This is a genomic window from Agrobacterium larrymoorei (genome assembly GCF_005145045.1).
Classification (GTDB): domain Bacteria; phylum Pseudomonadota; class Alphaproteobacteria; order Rhizobiales; family Rhizobiaceae; genus Agrobacterium; species Agrobacterium larrymoorei.
This window is the reverse complement of sequence record NZ_CP039691.1, coordinates 625,191-640,926: the sequence shown is the minus strand read 5'-3', so window position 1 is coordinate 640,926 and position 15,736 is coordinate 625,191. Positions and strand designations below refer to the sequence as shown.

General features: G+C 57.9%; 15 protein-coding genes. 7 read left to right on the top strand and 8 right to left on the bottom strand.

Going from position 1 to position 15,736, the window contains the following annotated elements; translation table 11 throughout:
• Positions 1 to 216: 216 nt before the first annotated feature.
• Positions 217 to 1,038, top strand: a complete 822-nt coding sequence (locus CFBP5473_RS02955; protein ID WP_234881772.1) for a tetratricopeptide repeat protein — start codon at positions 217 to 219, stop codon at positions 1,036 to 1,038.
• 151 nt (positions 1,039 to 1,189) lie between these two features.
• On the opposite strand, the gene CFBP5473_RS02950 is transcribed toward CFBP5473_RS02955, so the two are convergent.
• The 4 genes from CFBP5473_RS02950 to CFBP5473_RS02935 form a co-directional block, all read right to left on the bottom strand.
• Complete coding sequence (locus tag CFBP5473_RS02950; RefSeq protein WP_027675522.1) at positions 1,190 to 2,590, bottom strand: NAD(P)(+) transhydrogenase (Re/Si-specific) subunit beta; 1,401 nt, start codon at positions 2,588 to 2,590, stop codon at positions 1,190 to 1,192.
• Positions 2,591 to 2,640: 50 nt separating this feature from the next.
• The gene (locus CFBP5473_RS02945; protein ID WP_027675521.1) at positions 2,641 to 3,078 is read right to left on the bottom strand and encodes a proton-translocating transhydrogenase family protein; all 438 of its coding nucleotides are present in this window, start codon (positions 3,076 to 3,078) and stop codon (positions 2,641 to 2,643) included.
• An 11-nt stretch (positions 3,079 to 3,089) separates the two neighbouring features.
• Positions 3,090 to 4,250, bottom strand: a complete 1,161-nt coding sequence (locus tag CFBP5473_RS02940; protein WP_027675520.1) for a Re/Si-specific NAD(P)(+) transhydrogenase subunit alpha — start codon at positions 4,248 to 4,250, stop codon at positions 3,090 to 3,092.
• 128 nt (positions 4,251 to 4,378) lie between these two features.
• Entirely contained in the window at positions 4,379 to 4,603 is a 225-nt protein-coding gene (locus tag CFBP5473_RS02935) for an aa3-type cytochrome c oxidase subunit IV (RefSeq protein ID WP_027675519.1), read from the bottom strand.
• 410 nt (positions 4,604 to 5,013) lie between these two features.
• Here CFBP5473_RS02935 and CFBP5473_RS02930 point away from each other — a divergent pair, with 410 nt between their 5' ends.
• Both CFBP5473_RS02930 and CFBP5473_RS02925 read left to right on the top strand, forming a co-directional pair.
• Positions 5,014 to 5,553, top strand: coding sequence for a TRAP transporter small permease subunit (locus CFBP5473_RS02930; RefSeq protein WP_027675518.1), 540 nt, complete (start codon positions 5,014 to 5,016; stop codon positions 5,551 to 5,553).
• Between the two features lie 27 nt (positions 5,554 to 5,580).
• A complete protein-coding gene (locus CFBP5473_RS02925; RefSeq protein ID WP_027675517.1) occupies positions 5,581 to 7,086 on the top strand; it encodes a TRAP transporter large permease in 1,506 nt (501 codons plus the stop codon).
• Positions 7,087 to 7,476: 390 nt separating this feature from the next.
• Here the strand turns inward: CFBP5473_RS02925 and CFBP5473_RS02920 are convergent, their stop codons facing one another.
• Positions 7,477 to 8,583, bottom strand: coding sequence for a TRAP transporter substrate-binding protein (locus tag CFBP5473_RS02920; protein WP_027675516.1), 1,107 nt, complete (start codon positions 8,581 to 8,583; stop codon positions 7,477 to 7,479).
• Positions 8,584 to 8,951: 368 nt separating this feature from the next.
• Here CFBP5473_RS02920 and CFBP5473_RS02915 point away from each other — a divergent pair, with 368 nt between their 5' ends.
• Positions 8,952 to 9,710, top strand: a complete 759-nt coding sequence (locus CFBP5473_RS02915) for a gamma-glutamyl-gamma-aminobutyrate hydrolase family protein (protein ID WP_027675515.1) — start codon at positions 8,952 to 8,954, stop codon at positions 9,708 to 9,710.
• 16 nt (positions 9,711 to 9,726) lie between these two features.
• Here the strand turns inward: CFBP5473_RS02915 and CFBP5473_RS02910 are convergent, their stop codons facing one another.
• The 3 genes from CFBP5473_RS02910 to CFBP5473_RS02900 all read right to left on the bottom strand — a co-directional run bounded on the left by CFBP5473_RS02910 (position 9,727) and on the right by CFBP5473_RS02900 (position 12,434).
• Positions 9,727 to 10,689, bottom strand: coding sequence for a 2-hydroxyacid dehydrogenase (locus CFBP5473_RS02910; RefSeq protein ID WP_027675514.1), 963 nt, complete (start codon positions 10,687 to 10,689; stop codon positions 9,727 to 9,729).
• Between the two features lie 92 nt (positions 10,690 to 10,781).
• Entirely contained in the window at positions 10,782 to 11,804 is a 1,023-nt protein-coding gene (locus CFBP5473_RS02905) for a LacI family DNA-binding transcriptional regulator (protein ID WP_027675513.1), read from the bottom strand.
• Positions 11,805 to 11,924: 120 nt separating this feature from the next.
• Positions 11,925 to 12,434, bottom strand: coding sequence for a MarR family winged helix-turn-helix transcriptional regulator (locus CFBP5473_RS02900; RefSeq protein ID WP_037170984.1), 510 nt, complete (start codon positions 12,432 to 12,434; stop codon positions 11,925 to 11,927).
• Between the two features lie 79 nt (positions 12,435 to 12,513).
• Here CFBP5473_RS02900 and CFBP5473_RS02895 point away from each other — a divergent pair, with 79 nt between their 5' ends.
• The 3 genes from CFBP5473_RS02895 (at position 12,514) to CFBP5473_RS02885 (ending at position 15,690) form a co-directional block, all read left to right on the top strand.
• The gene (locus tag CFBP5473_RS02895; RefSeq protein WP_027675511.1) at positions 12,514 to 13,320 is read left to right on the top strand and encodes a creatininase family protein; all 807 of its coding nucleotides are present in this window, start codon (positions 12,514 to 12,516) and stop codon (positions 13,318 to 13,320) included.
• A 94-nt stretch (positions 13,321 to 13,414) separates the two neighbouring features.
• Complete coding sequence (locus CFBP5473_RS02890) at positions 13,415 to 14,548, top strand: CobW family GTP-binding protein (RefSeq protein WP_027675510.1); 1,134 nt, start codon at positions 13,415 to 13,417, stop codon at positions 14,546 to 14,548.
• Between the two features lie 152 nt (positions 14,549 to 14,700).
• Positions 14,701 to 15,690, top strand: coding sequence for a WD40 repeat domain-containing protein (locus CFBP5473_RS02885; protein WP_027675509.1), 990 nt, complete (start codon positions 14,701 to 14,703; stop codon positions 15,688 to 15,690).
• Positions 15,691 to 15,736 lie beyond the last annotated feature (46 nt).

Genomic DNA, 15,736 nt, shown 5'->3' with positions numbered 1-15,736 from the left:
TCAGTCGACTGTGGAAACCGGCTTTGGAGCGTTTTATGCGTATCATCGAAACGCAAAACGCTCTAACTTCTTGTTTAACGCATTGTCCACCCGCAAAACCGCGTCGCACTTTTGCTGGAAATGCCTAGAGGGAACCCATATCGCATGAACGTTGTTGATACCCGTGATTCCAGACATCCGTTCGCCCTCTTTCACGGCGTATCTCAGAGAAAACACATGCGGCTTCGCTCTTCCCTTCTCGTCTTCGGCCTCGTTGCCGCGCTGTCCGGTTGCGCCACCACCAACCAGACCAGTGATGTTTTCCAGATCGACCGGGCTCAAGGCTCAGAGCAGAACATCTCCTCGCTGACTTCGGTCATCAATGCCAATCCGCAGGATCCGGAAGGCTATAACGTTCGCGGCTCGGCCTATGGCCGTGCGGGTGATTCCAAGCGTGCGATTGCCGACTTCAATCAGGCTCTGCAACTGAACCCGCGCTTCTATCAGGCCTATGCCAACCGCGCGCTGGTTTACCGTAACATGGGCCAGCAGCAACAGGCCCTTCAGGACTATAATTCGGCGCTGCAAATCAACCCGAATTACGATGTGGCTCTGATCGGGCGCGGCAATCTCTACCGCCAGACGGGCCGCACCAACGAAGCTTTCAATGATTTCACCGCCGCCATCAACATGGACACGACCGACGGTCGCGCCTACCACAATCGCGGCCTGATCTACCAGCTGCGCAACCAGCACGCCCAGGCGATCGAAGACTTCTCCAAGGCCATCTCCCTGTCGCCGAACTCGCCTGAACCCTATAATGGTCGCGGCATTTCCTATGTCGCACTCAACGACGACGAAAACGCCTTCGCCGACTTCAACCACGCCATTTCACTGGATGACAAGGTCGCAGAATCCTGGGCCAACCAGGCCCTCGTCTACGAGCGCCGCGGCGAACGCGACAAGGCCGCCAAATCCTACGGCCACGCCGCCCGCCTGGACCCAAGATACAAGCCCGCAGTAGACGGCGCCGCCCGCATGCGCGGCGCAGCGAGCTAAAAGGTCTACTGTAGCTGGATGGCTTTATGGCTGGCGGCCCTGCTGCCAGCGGAAGATACAGTAAATCAATGCCTTAATTTTTAAAGCAGAGGTTTGCTCGCGCAGGGCCACGGGAAGTGGTTACCCCCAAGCTTAGACAACTTTTCCAAGCTCAATGGTTCATCGCCTTCACAATATCTTCCGTCACCTTCTTGGCGTCTCCCAGCAGCATCATCGTGCCGTCCTTGTAGAACAGCGTATTGTCGATGCCTGCATAGCCGGAGCCGAGGGAGCGTTTGACGAAGAGGCAGGTTTTGGCCTTGTCCACGTCGAGGATCGGCATGCCGTAGATGGGCGATGACTTGTCGTCGCGGGCTGCCGGGTTGGTCACATCGTTTGCGCCAATGACATAGGCCACATCGGCTTGGGCGAATTCGGAGTTGATATCTTCGAGTTCGAAGACCTCGTCATAGGGCACGTTCGCCTCCGCCAGCAGCACGTTCATGTGGCCGGGCATGCGGCCTGCGACCGGATGGATCGCATATTTCACCTCCACGCCGTTTTTTTTCAGCGTATCCGCCATTTCACGCAGGGCATGCTGAGCCTGCGCAACCGCCATGCCGTAGCCGGGGACGATGATGACCTTAGAGGCATTGGCCATGAGGAATGCGGCGTCGTCGGCGGAGCCTTGCTTCACCGTTCGCTGTACACCGTTATCCGTGGTTGCCGCTGCCGCCTCTCCGCCGAAGCCGCCAAGGATGACGGAGACGAATGAGCGGTTCATGCCCTTGCACATGATGTAGGAGAGGATGGCACCGGAGGAGCCGACCAGCGCACCGGTGATGATGAGTGCGAGATTGCCAAGCGTAAAGCCGATGCCCGCAGCAGCCCAGCCGGAATAGGAGTTGAGCATCGACACCACGACGGGCATGTCCGCCCCGCCGATGGGGATGATGAGAAGAACGCCGAAGACCAGCGATAGCAGCACGATCAGCCAGAAGACGAAATGGCTTTCCGTTCCAACCAGAACGGCCACCAGCACCACAATCGCCACTGCGATTGCAGCATTGATGACATGGCGCATCGGCAGCATGATGGGCTTGCCGGACATGCGTCCGTCCAGTTTCAGGAACGCGATGATCGATCCGGTAAAGGTGATCGCGCCAATCGCAACGCCAAGCGACATTTCGATGAGCGCCTGGGCATGAATGGAGCCGACATCGCCAATGCCGAAGGAAAGAGGCGAGTACATGGCCGCAGAGGCAACCAGAACCGCTGCAAGGCCCACCAGCGAGTGGAAGCCTGCTACCAGTTGCGGCATGGAGGTCATCGGAATGGTGCGGGCGATATAGGCGCCAGCACCGCCGCCAATTCCGAGCCCCAGCAGGATAAGCACGAGGCCACCGAAGCTTGGCGTTGCCAGAAGAAGGGTCGTGCCGATGGCAATTACCATACCGGCCATGCCGTAAATATTGCCCTTTCGGCTGGTGGCCGGATGCGACAGGCCCCGGAGCGCCATGATGAAGAGAACGCCGGAAACGAGATAGAGAAATGCAGCGAAATTAGCGCTCATCGATTATTCCACCACCTTTATACGGCTGAAAACAGGAAGGCGGCTCATCCTCATGGCTGCGCCTTTCCGCCGGTGTCCTTCTTCCTGTACATGGCCAGCATGCGGCTGGTGACGAGGAAACCGCCGAAGATATTGACCGAGACCAGAACCAGCGCGACGAAGCCGAAGCCGGTAGCGATACCGGATGTGGAAATCCCGACGGCAAGAAGCGCGCCCACCACGATGACGGATGAGATGGCGTTGGTGACGGCCATCAGGGGCGTATGCAGAGCGGGCGTGACCGACCACACGACATAATAGCCGACGAAAATGGACAGCACGAAAATCGCCAGCCGGAAAACGAAAGGATCGATCGCGCCGCCGGAAACGCCATGGGCGGCCAAGCTGACGGCATCCGCCACATCCGGCGTTTGCGCAGCCGCGGATTTGACCGCTTCTACCGCCTGATCCAGCCGCTCGATGGCCGTATTGAGGACCTCATTCGACATTGCTCGGCTCCTTACTGGCTGGTTGCGGGCTGGGCGATAACAGGTGTGGAGAAATTCGGGTGAACCACCGCGCCCGCATCGGTCAGCATCGTAGCTCTCACCAGTTCATCCTCGCGGTTCACGGAGATGGTTTTCGTGTCCCTGTCGATCATCGTCTCCAGAAATGTCAGGAGGTTCTTGGCGTAAAGAAGCGAAGCGGATGCCGCGATACGGCCCGGGACATTGTTGTAGCCAATGATCTTGACGCCCTCGACCTCGACGATTTTGCCCGCCTCGGCCCCTTCGATATTGCCGCCACGTTCGACGGCCAGATCCACCGCGACCGCTCCCGGTCGCATCGAAGCCAGCATGGCGCGTGACACGAGGCGGGGCGCGGGCCTACCCGGAATGAGCGCCGTGGTAATGACGATATCCTGCTTGGCGATGTGCTCCGCCACGAGCGCGGCCTGCTTGGCCTGATACTCGGCCGACATCTGTTTGGCATAGCCGCCAGCAGTCTCCGCCGCTTTGAACTCCTCGTCTTCGACAGCGATGAATTTCGCACCCAGGGATGCCACCTGTTCCTTTGCCGCAGGACGTACATCGGTTGCGGATACCACAGCGCCCAGACGCCGCGCGGTGGCGATAGCCTGAAGACCGGCCACACCCGCACCCATGACGAAGACTTTTGCGGCAGGCACGGTGCCAGCCGCCGTCATCATCATCGGCATGGCTCTGTCATATTCCGCAGCCGCATCGATTACGGCCTGATAACCGGCAAGATTGGCTTGGGAGGAGAGGACATCCATGGACTGCGCGCGGGTGATGCGCGGCATCAACTCCATCGCAAAGCTGGTCAGGCCAGCTTGCGCGATGGCGGCAAGAGCCGTCTCATTGCCATAAGGGTCCAGAATGCCGATGACGACGCTGCCGGACTTGTAGCCTTTGATTTCCTTGTCCGTCGGGCGGCGCACCTTCAGCACGGCATCGGCGGCCTTCGCCTGCGTTGCCTTGCCGATTGTGGCACCCGCCTTCTTGTATTCCGCATCGGGAATACGGGACCTGAGACCGGCCCCTGCCTCCACCACCACGCCAAGCCCGAGGCCAACGAGCTTTTTCACCGTTTCCGGTGATGCCGCAACGCGCGGTTCATCCGGTGAAATCTCTTTGGCAACAAAAATAATACTGCTCAAGTCTCACGCCCTCCCGGCCTGTCCGGGATTGGCCCGGATCGGCACGCATAAGAATCTTCAAGCGAATGCAATCCAATCGGATGTCATCGCGCAGTCTCAAATAGTCTTAAAATCTCTTCGAAAAGCGCTTAGCGCAGCAGGACGAAGCCCGCGATCGACAAGATGACGAAGACGAGAAGGCCTCCGAAGAAGCCGCCTGTCGTGAAGAAGCCGACAGCCATGGCAATCATCAAAACAGTCACGAGCATGGTGCCGTATTTGGATGCGACCAGAAAACCGTTATAGGTCTTTTCGTGATCGGAATAATCCATCTTCGCGCCGAGTTCCAAAGGACCGTTATGGTGTTCGCTCATGCCTCATTCCCCTCAATTCATCTTCGGTGCGTTCATTGCCACTCCACCCTGCGGAGGCTGGTTCCCTAACAATGACGCGTTCCGCAGAACGCTCCTGCCAAAGACGTAACACGAAGTTCGAGTTGGACGCAATGGAAGGGTTGCGTCCTCGCTGCGCAAAATGTTCGTTGCTTTCAGCGCCGCTGAAGCATGTAGATGCGTAACATAGCAATCGACAAAGCAAGGTAATGTGAGGCTCAGCGGCCTATAGACATTCTTCCTAGTTGCAATTCGTAAATCCTGCCCATACACGATTTAGTGTGGGAGGATTGATGGCGGATGAACGGGGCGAAGCTGGGGGCATCGCTTTGGGCTTCCGCAGTGACAGCATCCTTTCCACGAACCCGCAAAGGGACAAAGAGGGGAAGAGAATGCAAGCGCTTTTAAAACTCAGCCGCGCCATAGATGCGCTCAGCGAAGCGATGGGCAGATTTTCAGGATATCTCGTCCTGATCTGCTGCCTCGTCAGCGCAGGTAACGCCATCGTCCGCTACGTCTTCAACTACAGCTCCAATGGCTGGCTGGAAATCCAGTGGTACATGTTCGCCTTCATCGTTCTCATCGGCGCGTCTTACACGCTTCGCATGAACGAGCATGTGCGCGTCGATATCATCTATGGCGCCATTGCGCCGCGCACGCGCATCTGGGTGGATATCATTGGCATCGTGCTTTTCCTTCTGCCGGGCTGCTTCTATCTGGCCTGGCTGAGCTGGCCCATGTTCCACCTGTCCTGGGTGCAAAACGAAATCTCCTCCAATGCAGGCGGCCTCATCCGCTGGCCGGTCAAGCTCATCATCTTTGCGGGCTTCGCCCTCCTCGTCCTGCAGGGAATATCCGAACTGGTGAAGCGTATCGCTGCGCTGAACGGGCTCTATCAGCTCGACACCAAATACGAAAAACCGCTCCAGTAACATCGGCGCTCATTCAAGGATATTCCCATGTTCGAATATGGTATTTTGCCGCCGATGATGTTCCTGGGCATGATCATCTTCATGCTCTACGGCTTTCCGGTCGCCTTTTCTCTCGCCACGGTCGGGCTTCTGTTCGGCATCATCGGCATCTTCACAGAGCATTTTTCGCCCGCTTTCCTGCAGGCGCTGCCGCTACGCATCTTCGGCATCATTTCCAACGATCTGCTGCTGGCCATTCCCTTCTTCACCTTCATGGGGGCCATTCTGGAGCGATGCGGCCTTGCCGAAGACCTGCTGGAAGGAACAGGCAAACTGTTCGGTGCCATTCCCGGCGGCCTGGCCTATGCGGTCATCCTCGTCGGCGCGATCCTCGGTGCGATTACCGGCACCGTTGCCGCTTCCGTCATCACCATGGGCGTCATCTCGCTGCCAATCATGCTGAAATACGGCTACAACCCAAGGCTTGCGACAGGTGTCATCGCGGCTTCAGGTACCATCACGCAGGTCATTCCACCATCCCTCGTCCTCATCGTTCTGGCAGACCAGCTGGGCCGTTCCGTTGGCGATATGTATCTCGGCGCCATCGGTCCGTCCTTCTTGCAAGTCGCGATCTTCATGCTGTTCATCCTGTTCCTGTCCGTCTTCAGGCCCAAGGATGTTCCGGCCCTTCCGCCGGAAGCACGCGGAGAGCTGAACCGGGCGCTGGTGTTCAAGGTGCTGGCAGGCATGGTGCCATCCATCGTCCTCATCTTCCTCGTCCTCGGCACGATCTTCCTTGGCCTTGCAACACCCACGGAAGCAGGTGCGCTTGGCGTCGTCGGTGCAATGGCGCTTGCGGCCGCACACCGCCGTCTGACATGGGATCTCGTAAAGCAGGGCATGCATTCCACCATGCACATCACGTCGATGGTGGTGTTCATTCTCGTCGGTGCAACCTGCTTCAGCCTCGTCTTTCAGGGCATGGATGGCTCGCTGTGGATCGAGCATATGCTGTCGGGAATTCCAGGCGGCCCCATCGGCTTCCTGATCTTCGTCAACATCTTCATCTTCTTTCTGGCCTTCTTCCTCGATTTCTTCGAAATCGCCTTCATCGTCATCCCGATGCTGGCGCCGATTGCCCAATCGCTCGGCATCGACCTTATCTGGTTCGGAGTTCTGATCTGCATCAACATGCAGACCAGCTTCATGCACCCACCCTTCGGCTTTGCCCTGTTTTATCTACGCTCAATCGCACCGAGAACGGTAAAGACGTCGGATATCTATATGGGCGCGATTCCGTGGCTTGGAATGCAGCTGATCCTCGTTGCCATCGTCATCTTCTGGCCGGAATCCGTCACCTACTGGCTGGACAAGGCTCCGGCAGTGGATCTCAACACGATCAAGATCGAGGTCCCAGCATTCGGCAATGGCGGCGGCAACACCATGCCCAATTTCGGCCTGCCGCCCATGGACGGCACACCCGCTCAACCCGGAGGCGGCAACGGCCTGCCGGGCATGCCGAACCTTAGCGAGCCACCGAAGATCGGCCCGTAAGCGGAAACACTTGTTACGTTTAACGGAACGTATTATGTTGGTGAAGTGGAAGGCAGGGTTGCAGCCCTACCTTCCCTTTATTTAGCGCTTGAAAGTTAGCCGGACAGTCACAGACCAGCCTGTCCGGCTTTTCCTTACGATAAACGTAATGCTCAGCGGTTTTCGCATTGCATCACCTCCACAGTTGAAACAGCAAGGCCGTTGCCAAGGTCGGCGGGGCCCGTCTCCGCCGATACTTCGGCTGGTCTCCAAAGTGTTCTGCTTCGCCGTCAACTTTCGCGATCATATCGTTGAGATTGTATTTGTCGAGCGGCGGCAACCTGCTGAGGCAAAATAAAAACCCGGACCTTTCGATCCGGGTTTCATGTTGTGCAACTCAGCTCAATGAGATCAAAGCTTACCGTTACGCTGCTGGATCATCATGAATGTATCGAACGTATATTCAGCAAGCTGCATCCATAGATAGCCTTCACGCTTGAACGCGACCTGATCCTTATAGACCTTCTTGAAGTCCGGGTTCGTAGCCGAAATTTCCGCATAGACTTCCAGCGCCGCCTTGTAGCAGGCATCCAGAATATCCTGACTGAAGGGCCGCAACGTCGCGCCTTCTGCCACGATCTGCTTGATTGCTGTTGGGTTCTTAGCGTCGTATTTCGCCATCATATTGGTGTTGGCAAAGGCGCAAGCATCTTGCAGGACAGCCTGATAATTCTTCGGCAGGTTGTTCCACTTGTCCAGATTGACGAAGGAATGGATGACCGGACCGCCTTCCCAGAAGGCCGGATAGTAGTAATACTTCGCCACTTTCTGGAAGCCGAGCTTGTGGTCGTCATAGGGGCCGACCCATTCAGCCGCATCGATGGTGCCCTTCTCGAGAGCGGGGTAAATATCACCACCCGCGATCTGCTGCGGCACGACGCCGAGCTTTTCCACCACCTTACCGGCCAGACCGGCAATGCGCATCTTCACACCCTTGAAGTCATCGACGGTGTTGATTTCCTTGCGGAACCAGCCGCCCATCTGCACGCCGGTATTGCCGGAGATCATGCCGTAGAGATTGTGCTTGGCATAGAATTCATTCAGCAGCTTGTTGCCGTTGCCCTCATAGAACCACGAATTCGTCAGGCGCGCATTGAGACCGAACGGGATGGCCGTGCCGATGGCGAATGTCGGGTCCTTGCCGACATAGTAATAGGAGCATGTGTGGCACATCTCGACCGTGCCGGAAGACACCGCATCCGCCGCCTGCAAGCCGGGAACGATTTCGCCCGCCGCAAATATCTGGATGTTGAAATTACCGTCTGTCGCCGCATTCACATGGCTGGCGATATCCTGCGCGCCACCGAAAATCGTGTCGAGCGACTTGGGAAATGACGAGGTCAGTCGCCACGTGATTTTTGTATTCTGCTGCGCGATTGCCGGTGCAGCCAGAACGCCTGCCGCGGCAGCACCCGCACCTGCAACTGCACCCTTTTTGATGAACGAACGCCGATCCATGATATCCTCCCAGATACAAAGCCCTACCAGCAGTTTCATTCCCCTCGGCCGGTAAGGGATCACGCAAGAAAAGCATGACGTAATGCAACTGACAAGCGGCAGAGACACGAATAGATCGCCGCAAATGCTTAGGCTCGCAAAAATCTCGGAGCGCTCTGCTTCAAGATTTATTTGCAACCGTAATATTACTTCCATGCCTTATACTTTAGGCGAATAACGCCATGAGGCTTGACGCAGCCACTGCCGAAGTTTCACTGGCTGCCTTGGAGAAATCGCACTCGATTTTAACCTGCGACACACATAAGTTGAGACAATAATCGCGCCCTCCCAACCGAGCGCTACAAAGCGGCATAGAATTCGGAGCCATCATGTCCAAGCCCATCATCGCCATCCCCGCAGATATCAGAATTCTGGATGGCGCCGAGTGGCACGCCGCGCAGACGCAGTATCTCGCTGCGGCGCTCAAGGTTGCGGATGTAATGTCCTTCATCGTGCCAGCCTTTGAGGAGGGCAATGATGTGGATGCGATTCTGGATCGCGTGGATGGGCTTCTGGTTTCCGGTTCGGCCACCAATGTCCATCCGTCTCTTTATGGTGTGGAAGCCAAGGAGAGCGACGGGCCTTACGATAGCGGTCGCGATGCCACCAGCCTGCCTCTCATTCGCCGCGCGATTGATCGGAGCATCCCGATGCTGGCCATCTGCCGGGGCATTCAGGAATTGAATGTGGCTCTGGGCGGCACGCTTGCCAGTGAAATTCAGGAGCAGCCGGGCGTGTGGGATCACCGCAAACCGGAAGACGGAAACCGCGATCACGCCTTCCGCATCCGTCAACCCGTCCGCATCGCAGAAGGCTCCTGTATCGCGCAGCATCTTGGTGTGGCTGGCGAAATCCAGATCAACTCACTCCACCGCCAAGCCATCGCCAAAACCGCCCCCCGACTTCAAGTGGAAGCAACTGCAGAAGACGGCACCATCGAAGCCGTCTCCGTCATCGATGCCAAAGGCTTTGCCATTGGCGTTCAATGGCACCCGGAATATTGGGCACAAACCGACGCCCCATCCCGCGCGCTTTTCGAGGCATTTGGCAATGCGGTGCGAGAGTATAAGGCGGCGAAGGCTCTTTAGCCGCCGCCAAGTCTTCCTAGCCCTTGACCGGCGTTTCCGACACCGGTGTCAGCACCTTGCGCTCGCTAAGCCAACCCAGAACATTGTCTGCCACCAGATCAGCCATGGCGTTTCGGGTGGGCACGGAGGCGGAGGCCACGTGCGGTAGCAGGGAGACGTTGTCGAGCGAGAGGAAAGCTTCCGGCACCTTGAGTTCGGCGTAGAACACGTCAAGGCCCGCGGCACCGAGCGTGCCGTCCTGCAAGGCCTTGATCAGCGCATCTTCATCCACGCTGGAGCCACGCCCGACATTGATGAAGACGCCGTTGGAGCCGAGTGCGGCCAACACCTCGGCATTGATCGCCTTGTGGGTTTCCGGCGTGCCGGGCACGATGCAGATGAGGATATCGACGGCCTTCGCCATCTCGGTCAGTGAGGAGTAATAGGTGTAGGAAAGCTCATCGCGCTTACTGCGCGTGTGGTAACCGATCTTGACTTTGAAGGGCTCGAGCCGCTTGGCGATTTCCTGGCCGATCCGGCCCATGCCGAACAGGCCAACGGTGCGTCCGCGCAGCGAAAAGGGCGAGAGCGCGAACGGTCCCTCCTTCACCCACTTGCCGTCACGCAGATAGGTTTCCGCCTGATGGAGCCTGCGAACGGTGTTGATCAGCAGCGCAATCGTCGTATCCGCAACCTCGTCGTTCAGCACATCCGGCGTGTTGGTGACGACGATTCCACGAGAGGCCGCATGCTTTGCATCGACGCTATCATAGCCGACGCCGAAATTGGCGATGACTTCCAGATTTGGCAGTGCATCGATCCACGCCGCATCCAAGCCGCCTGAAACGGCCACGGCACGAATGCGTTCCGCCACTTCCGCAGAAATAGAAGGCGTGGCACCGGCAGGTGCGCAAACCACCTCGACCTTGCCTTCGAAGCGCTCCAGCACGCGTGGGTGGATTTTCCCCGGAACGAGAACGACGGCTTTGTTATCGGACATGTGCGGTAATTCCTCCTATGAGTTCGGAGGCAAGCTAACGCATCGTCACAAAAACCGAAACCCGCTTTCCAGCCTATTCGGTTCGGCTAAACTCAATGGCGTGGAATGCAGGGGCCGGTGGACTGTCTTATCCGCATTTCCGGTTTGATCAGGTGAATACCATCCGGCTCGTGGCTGCCTGCCAGACGGTCCAGCAGAGCGCGTGCCGCGAGCCGCCCTACCTCCGCCTGCCCGTTGGAAACGGTGGTCAGCGCCGGTGTGGCAATGGAAGCTTCCTCCAGATCGTCGTATCCTGTAACGGAAATATCCTTGCCCGGCACGAAACCCGCACGGGAAATACCATTCATCAGGCCGATAGCGACGAGGTCGTTCCAGCACACGGCGGCTGTCGGCTTTTGTGGCAGCGACAGAAAATTCACCGCAGCCTCGAAGCCCCCCTGCTTGGAACGCGCACCGGGAATACGCAGATTGGGGTCGACCTCGATACCCGCCTTGCGAAGCGCGTTGACGTAACCCTGATAGCGGTCACGACCCGTCGATGTCTGGTCCGTGCCGCCGACCATGGCGATGGTGCGGTGACCGAGGCTGATCAGGTGGTTGGTGGCAAGCGAGATGCCGTAGCTATCGTCGCCGCGATAGGTCGGCATATCGACGCCATCCATGGAGCGGGCCACCAGAATGGCAGGCATGCCGTTTTCTTCCGCAAGCTTCAGGTCTTCCGTCGGCGTGCCGATGGCAGGAGACATGATGACGCCATCGCTGCCGAGCTGAAGCAGGGTCTCAAGAAATGTGCGCTGCTTTTCGACGGAATCGTAGTGGTTGGACAGAATGAAGGTCTGGCGGCTGCGATCCAGCTCGCTCTCGATGGCTTTGAGAATTTCCCCGTAGAACGGGTTCATCACATCGTGGAATACGACGCCGACAATGCCCGAGCGCGATGTGCGCAGGCTGGCTGCGCGACGGTTATAGATATAGCCAAGCGCGCGCGCCTGTTCCTTGATCTTCTCGCGCGTGTCGCCCGCTACAAGAGGGCTGTCTCTCAACGCCAGCGAAATCGTTGCGGTGGAAAGCCCAAGGCTTTCGGCAATGGTGGAAAGCTTTATCTTTTGCGCCACTTGTCCCCTCCTGACCATGCGCTCCGCATTCAGCGGCGTTTAAATCGCGCTAAACAATTTAAACAAAACAAGCAACAGGTTTAAGAGTTTCAAGAAGCTTTAAATCGATCTATAAAAAATTTAATCGATTAACTCAAACGCTTGAAGATTTGCGTCGATAGCGCGCAGGAGTTTGACGACATTTTTAACGTCTTTCGAAGACAGGCCTTCCACCGCCCGCGCGCTGCAGGCGGCAAGCGATGTGTTGATGTGCTCCACGCTCTGCGCACCCGCTTCAGTCAGCTTGACCAGCGTCAAGCGGCCATCACCATCGCCCGCACTGCGCTCGACGAAACCCTGCGCTTCCATGCGGCCAATCGTGCGCGTCATGGTGGGCGCCTTGACGCCGAGTTTCTGAGCGATCTGGCCCGGCGTCATGCTGCCTTCCTGCGCAAGCGCGAGGATGACACCATCCTGCCCGGCGTAGAGCCCGCTGGTTGCGAGATTATGGCTGAGCGCAGTGCGCATGGAGCGAGCGGCCTGGGTGATGGACTGCGCCAGCTCTTCCGGGCTGAAGGACAAATCCTTCTTCTTGCGCGTCTTGCTCTTCTTGGACGTCTTGTCCTTTTTGGCCAGCTTGTCCTTGCTCATTCAGCGCGTGCCTTTATGTCAGATCGCGAACGACTATATGATATTGTAACATCTAACGAATACAGGCGCGGATCGCCAGATGGCAAACACATACACGCAATTTGACGACGAAAAGATAACAGCGGGATTCGATGCATCCGAAAGGATCCTCGTTCTACCTCTTGGCGCGCATGAACAGCATGGCCCGCATCTGCCTTTCGAGACGGATACGCTGATTGCCCAAGGCATCGTCGCACGTTTGAAACAGGCGTTGCCTGAGACCCTCCCCGTCACCTTTCTGCCCGTCGAGCCGGTTGGTTATTCCGTCGAGCATATGGATGTGACGGGCACGAAAACGCTCGGCTTCAACGAAGCAATCGAACGCTGGCTGGATATCGCTAAACGACAGCATGAGCGGGGCGTTCGAAAATTCATCATGCTGAACGCCCATGGCGGCAATTCCCCGCTCATGACCATTGTGGCCACCGAGGCGCGGGTGCGCTTCGACATGCTGGCCGTCGCCACCAGCTGGACGCGCTTCGGCCTGCCGGAAGGGCTGATCACTCCTGAGGAAAAGGCCATCGATATTCATGGCGGCGATATCGAGACATCCGTCATGCTGGCGCTTCACCCGCAGCAGGTGGCAATGGAAAAGGCGCAGGCCTTTTCATCGCGCCAGCGGGAGTTTTCCAATCGCTTCAAGCATCTGCGCGCCTATGGTCCGCATGCCTTTGGATGGAAGATGTCCGACCTCAATCCCCTCGGCGTTGCGGGAAATGCGGCAGCGGCGAGCGCTGAAAAAGGCGAGAAAATCATAGCCCACGCGGTAAGAGGGCTTATCGAACTGCTTCAGGATGTCCATGCCTTCGATGTTAGCGCCTTCGCCAGCAGTCATCAAAATTCTTGAACAGAATTTCTTTGAACTGCCTGCTTCACGCGCCTATATGGACAGCAACAGTTTTGTTCAGGCCACTCAGGGCCGCATCCATTCGAGGTTTCCCATGACCGACACGCTCAGCCAAGCAAGCACCGAAACAGCCATCAAGCCAATCCCCGTTACCGTTCTGACCGGCTATCTCGGCGCGGGCAAGACCACGCTTTTGAACCGCATTCTCTCCGAAAACCACGGCAAGAAATATGCGGTCATCGTCAATGAATTCGGCGAAATCGGCATCGACAACGATCTGATCGTGGAGTCCGACGAGGAAATCTACGAGATGAACAATGGCTGCGTCTGCTGCACCGTGCGCGGAGACCTGATCCGTGTGGTGGAAGGCCTGATGCGCCGCCCTGGCCGTTTCGATGGCATCATCGTGGAAACGACTGGTCTCGCCGACCCCGTTCCCGTTGCCCAGACCTTCTTCATGGATGATGATGTTCGCGCCAAGACCGAACTCGATGCCGTAGTGGCGCTGGTGGATGCCAAGCACCTGCCGCTGCGCCTGAAGGACAGCCGCGAAGCAGAAGATCAGATCGCCTTTGCCGATGTCGTCGTCATCAACAAGAGCGATCTCGTGACGCCGGAAGAGCTGGCGCGCATCGAAGACATCGTCCGTGCCATCAACCCTTCCGCGCGCATCTACAAGACCGAGCGTTCGGGCGTCGATCTCGCCCGCGTGCTGGATCAGGGCGCCTTCAATCTCGAGCGCGCGCTGGAAAACGATCCGCATTTCCTTGAACACGGCCATGAAGATCATGTCTGTGGCCCGGATTGCGATCATCATCACCATGATCACGATCATCATCGTCACCACCATCACGACCATGATCATGACCACCATCACCGCGATCACGGTCACGATCACCACCACCACGCCCCCTCCCCGATCCACGACGTAACGGTCCAGTCCGTTTCGCTGCGCGGCGGCGAGATGAACCCGGAGCGCTTTTTCCCCTGGATTCAGAAGGTGACCCAGACAGATGGCCCGAACATTCTGCGCCTGAAAGGCATCATCGCATTCAAGGGCGATGCGGAGCGTTACGTCGTTCAGGGCGTGCACATGATCATCGAGGGTGACCACCAGCGTCCGTGGAAGGAAGACGAAAAGCGCGAATCCCGCCTCGTCTTCATCGGTCGCGAGCTGGACCGCGAGAAGCTGGAGAACAGCTTCAAGGCTTGCCTCGCGACGGCTTGATCGATCTCCCCCTCTACCGTCATCCTCGGGCTTGTCCCGAGGATCTGACCACGTTGCCACGAACGGGCGTTGGCAGATGCTCGGGACAAGCCCGAGCATGACGGCAGAAAAGCGAACTAATTAAAAAACATACACAGAAAGACCTTTAGCCCATGCCCACCGTTGCTCCTCTTGACCTTGAAGGCCACGTCGTCGCGACGCATTTTCTGGGCGATATTCCCATCTTTGCCACCGCCGCAGGCACGATCCACCGGCTGGATGGCGGCGAGAAAGTGACCGAGGCGCATCAAGGTCTGCTCACCTGCATCCGCGATCCTTACAGCGCTACGCTTCTGACCGGCGGTGAGGACGGCAAGGTCCAGCGCATCGGCCATGATGGTTCCGTGATGGAGCTTGCCCATGTGCCGCGCAAGTGGATCAGCGTCGTGGCTGGCGGCCCGCAGAATGCGGTCGCCTATGCCGTTGGTAAATCCAGCTTCGTGCGCCTGCAGGATGGCACCACCAAGGAATTCACCGAAGAGCGCACGGTGGAGGCGATTGCCTTTGCGCCGAAAGGTCTGCGCATTGCCGCTGCACGCTATAACGGCGTAACGCTGCATTGGGTCGCGACATCGGGTGATCCGGTCGATCTGGAATGGAAGGGCGCCCATACCGGCGTCACCTTCTCGCCGGACGGCAAGTTCCTCGTCACCTCCATGCAGGAAAACGCGCTGCATGGCTGGAAGCTGGATGCGCCTAAGGGTGCGGATGCCCGCCACATGCTCATGACCGGTTATCCCGCCAAGGTAAAATCCCTGTCGTGGTCCGCCAAAGGCAAGTGGCTCGCCTCTTCCGGCGCGCCTGCGGCCATCGTCTGGCCTTTCGCCAGCAAGGATGGCCCTATGGGCAAGGCGCCGCTTGAGCTCGGCACCCGCGCCAACATCATGGCGACCCACGTCGCTTTTCATCCTGCCGAAGACGTTCTCGCCATCGGCTTCATCGACGGCATGATCCTTGGCGTGCGTGTTGCCGATGGCAAGGAAGCCCTGCTGCGCCGCCCCGGCAAGGGCGCAATCACCGCCCTGTCCTGGAGTGCCACCGGCAAACTCCTCGCCTTCGCGTCCGAAGCGGGCGATTGCGGGATTGTCGATATTTCGGCTTAACTTTCAGCAATCGGCGGCAGAGGTGACGCAACAGCCGCCACCTCCG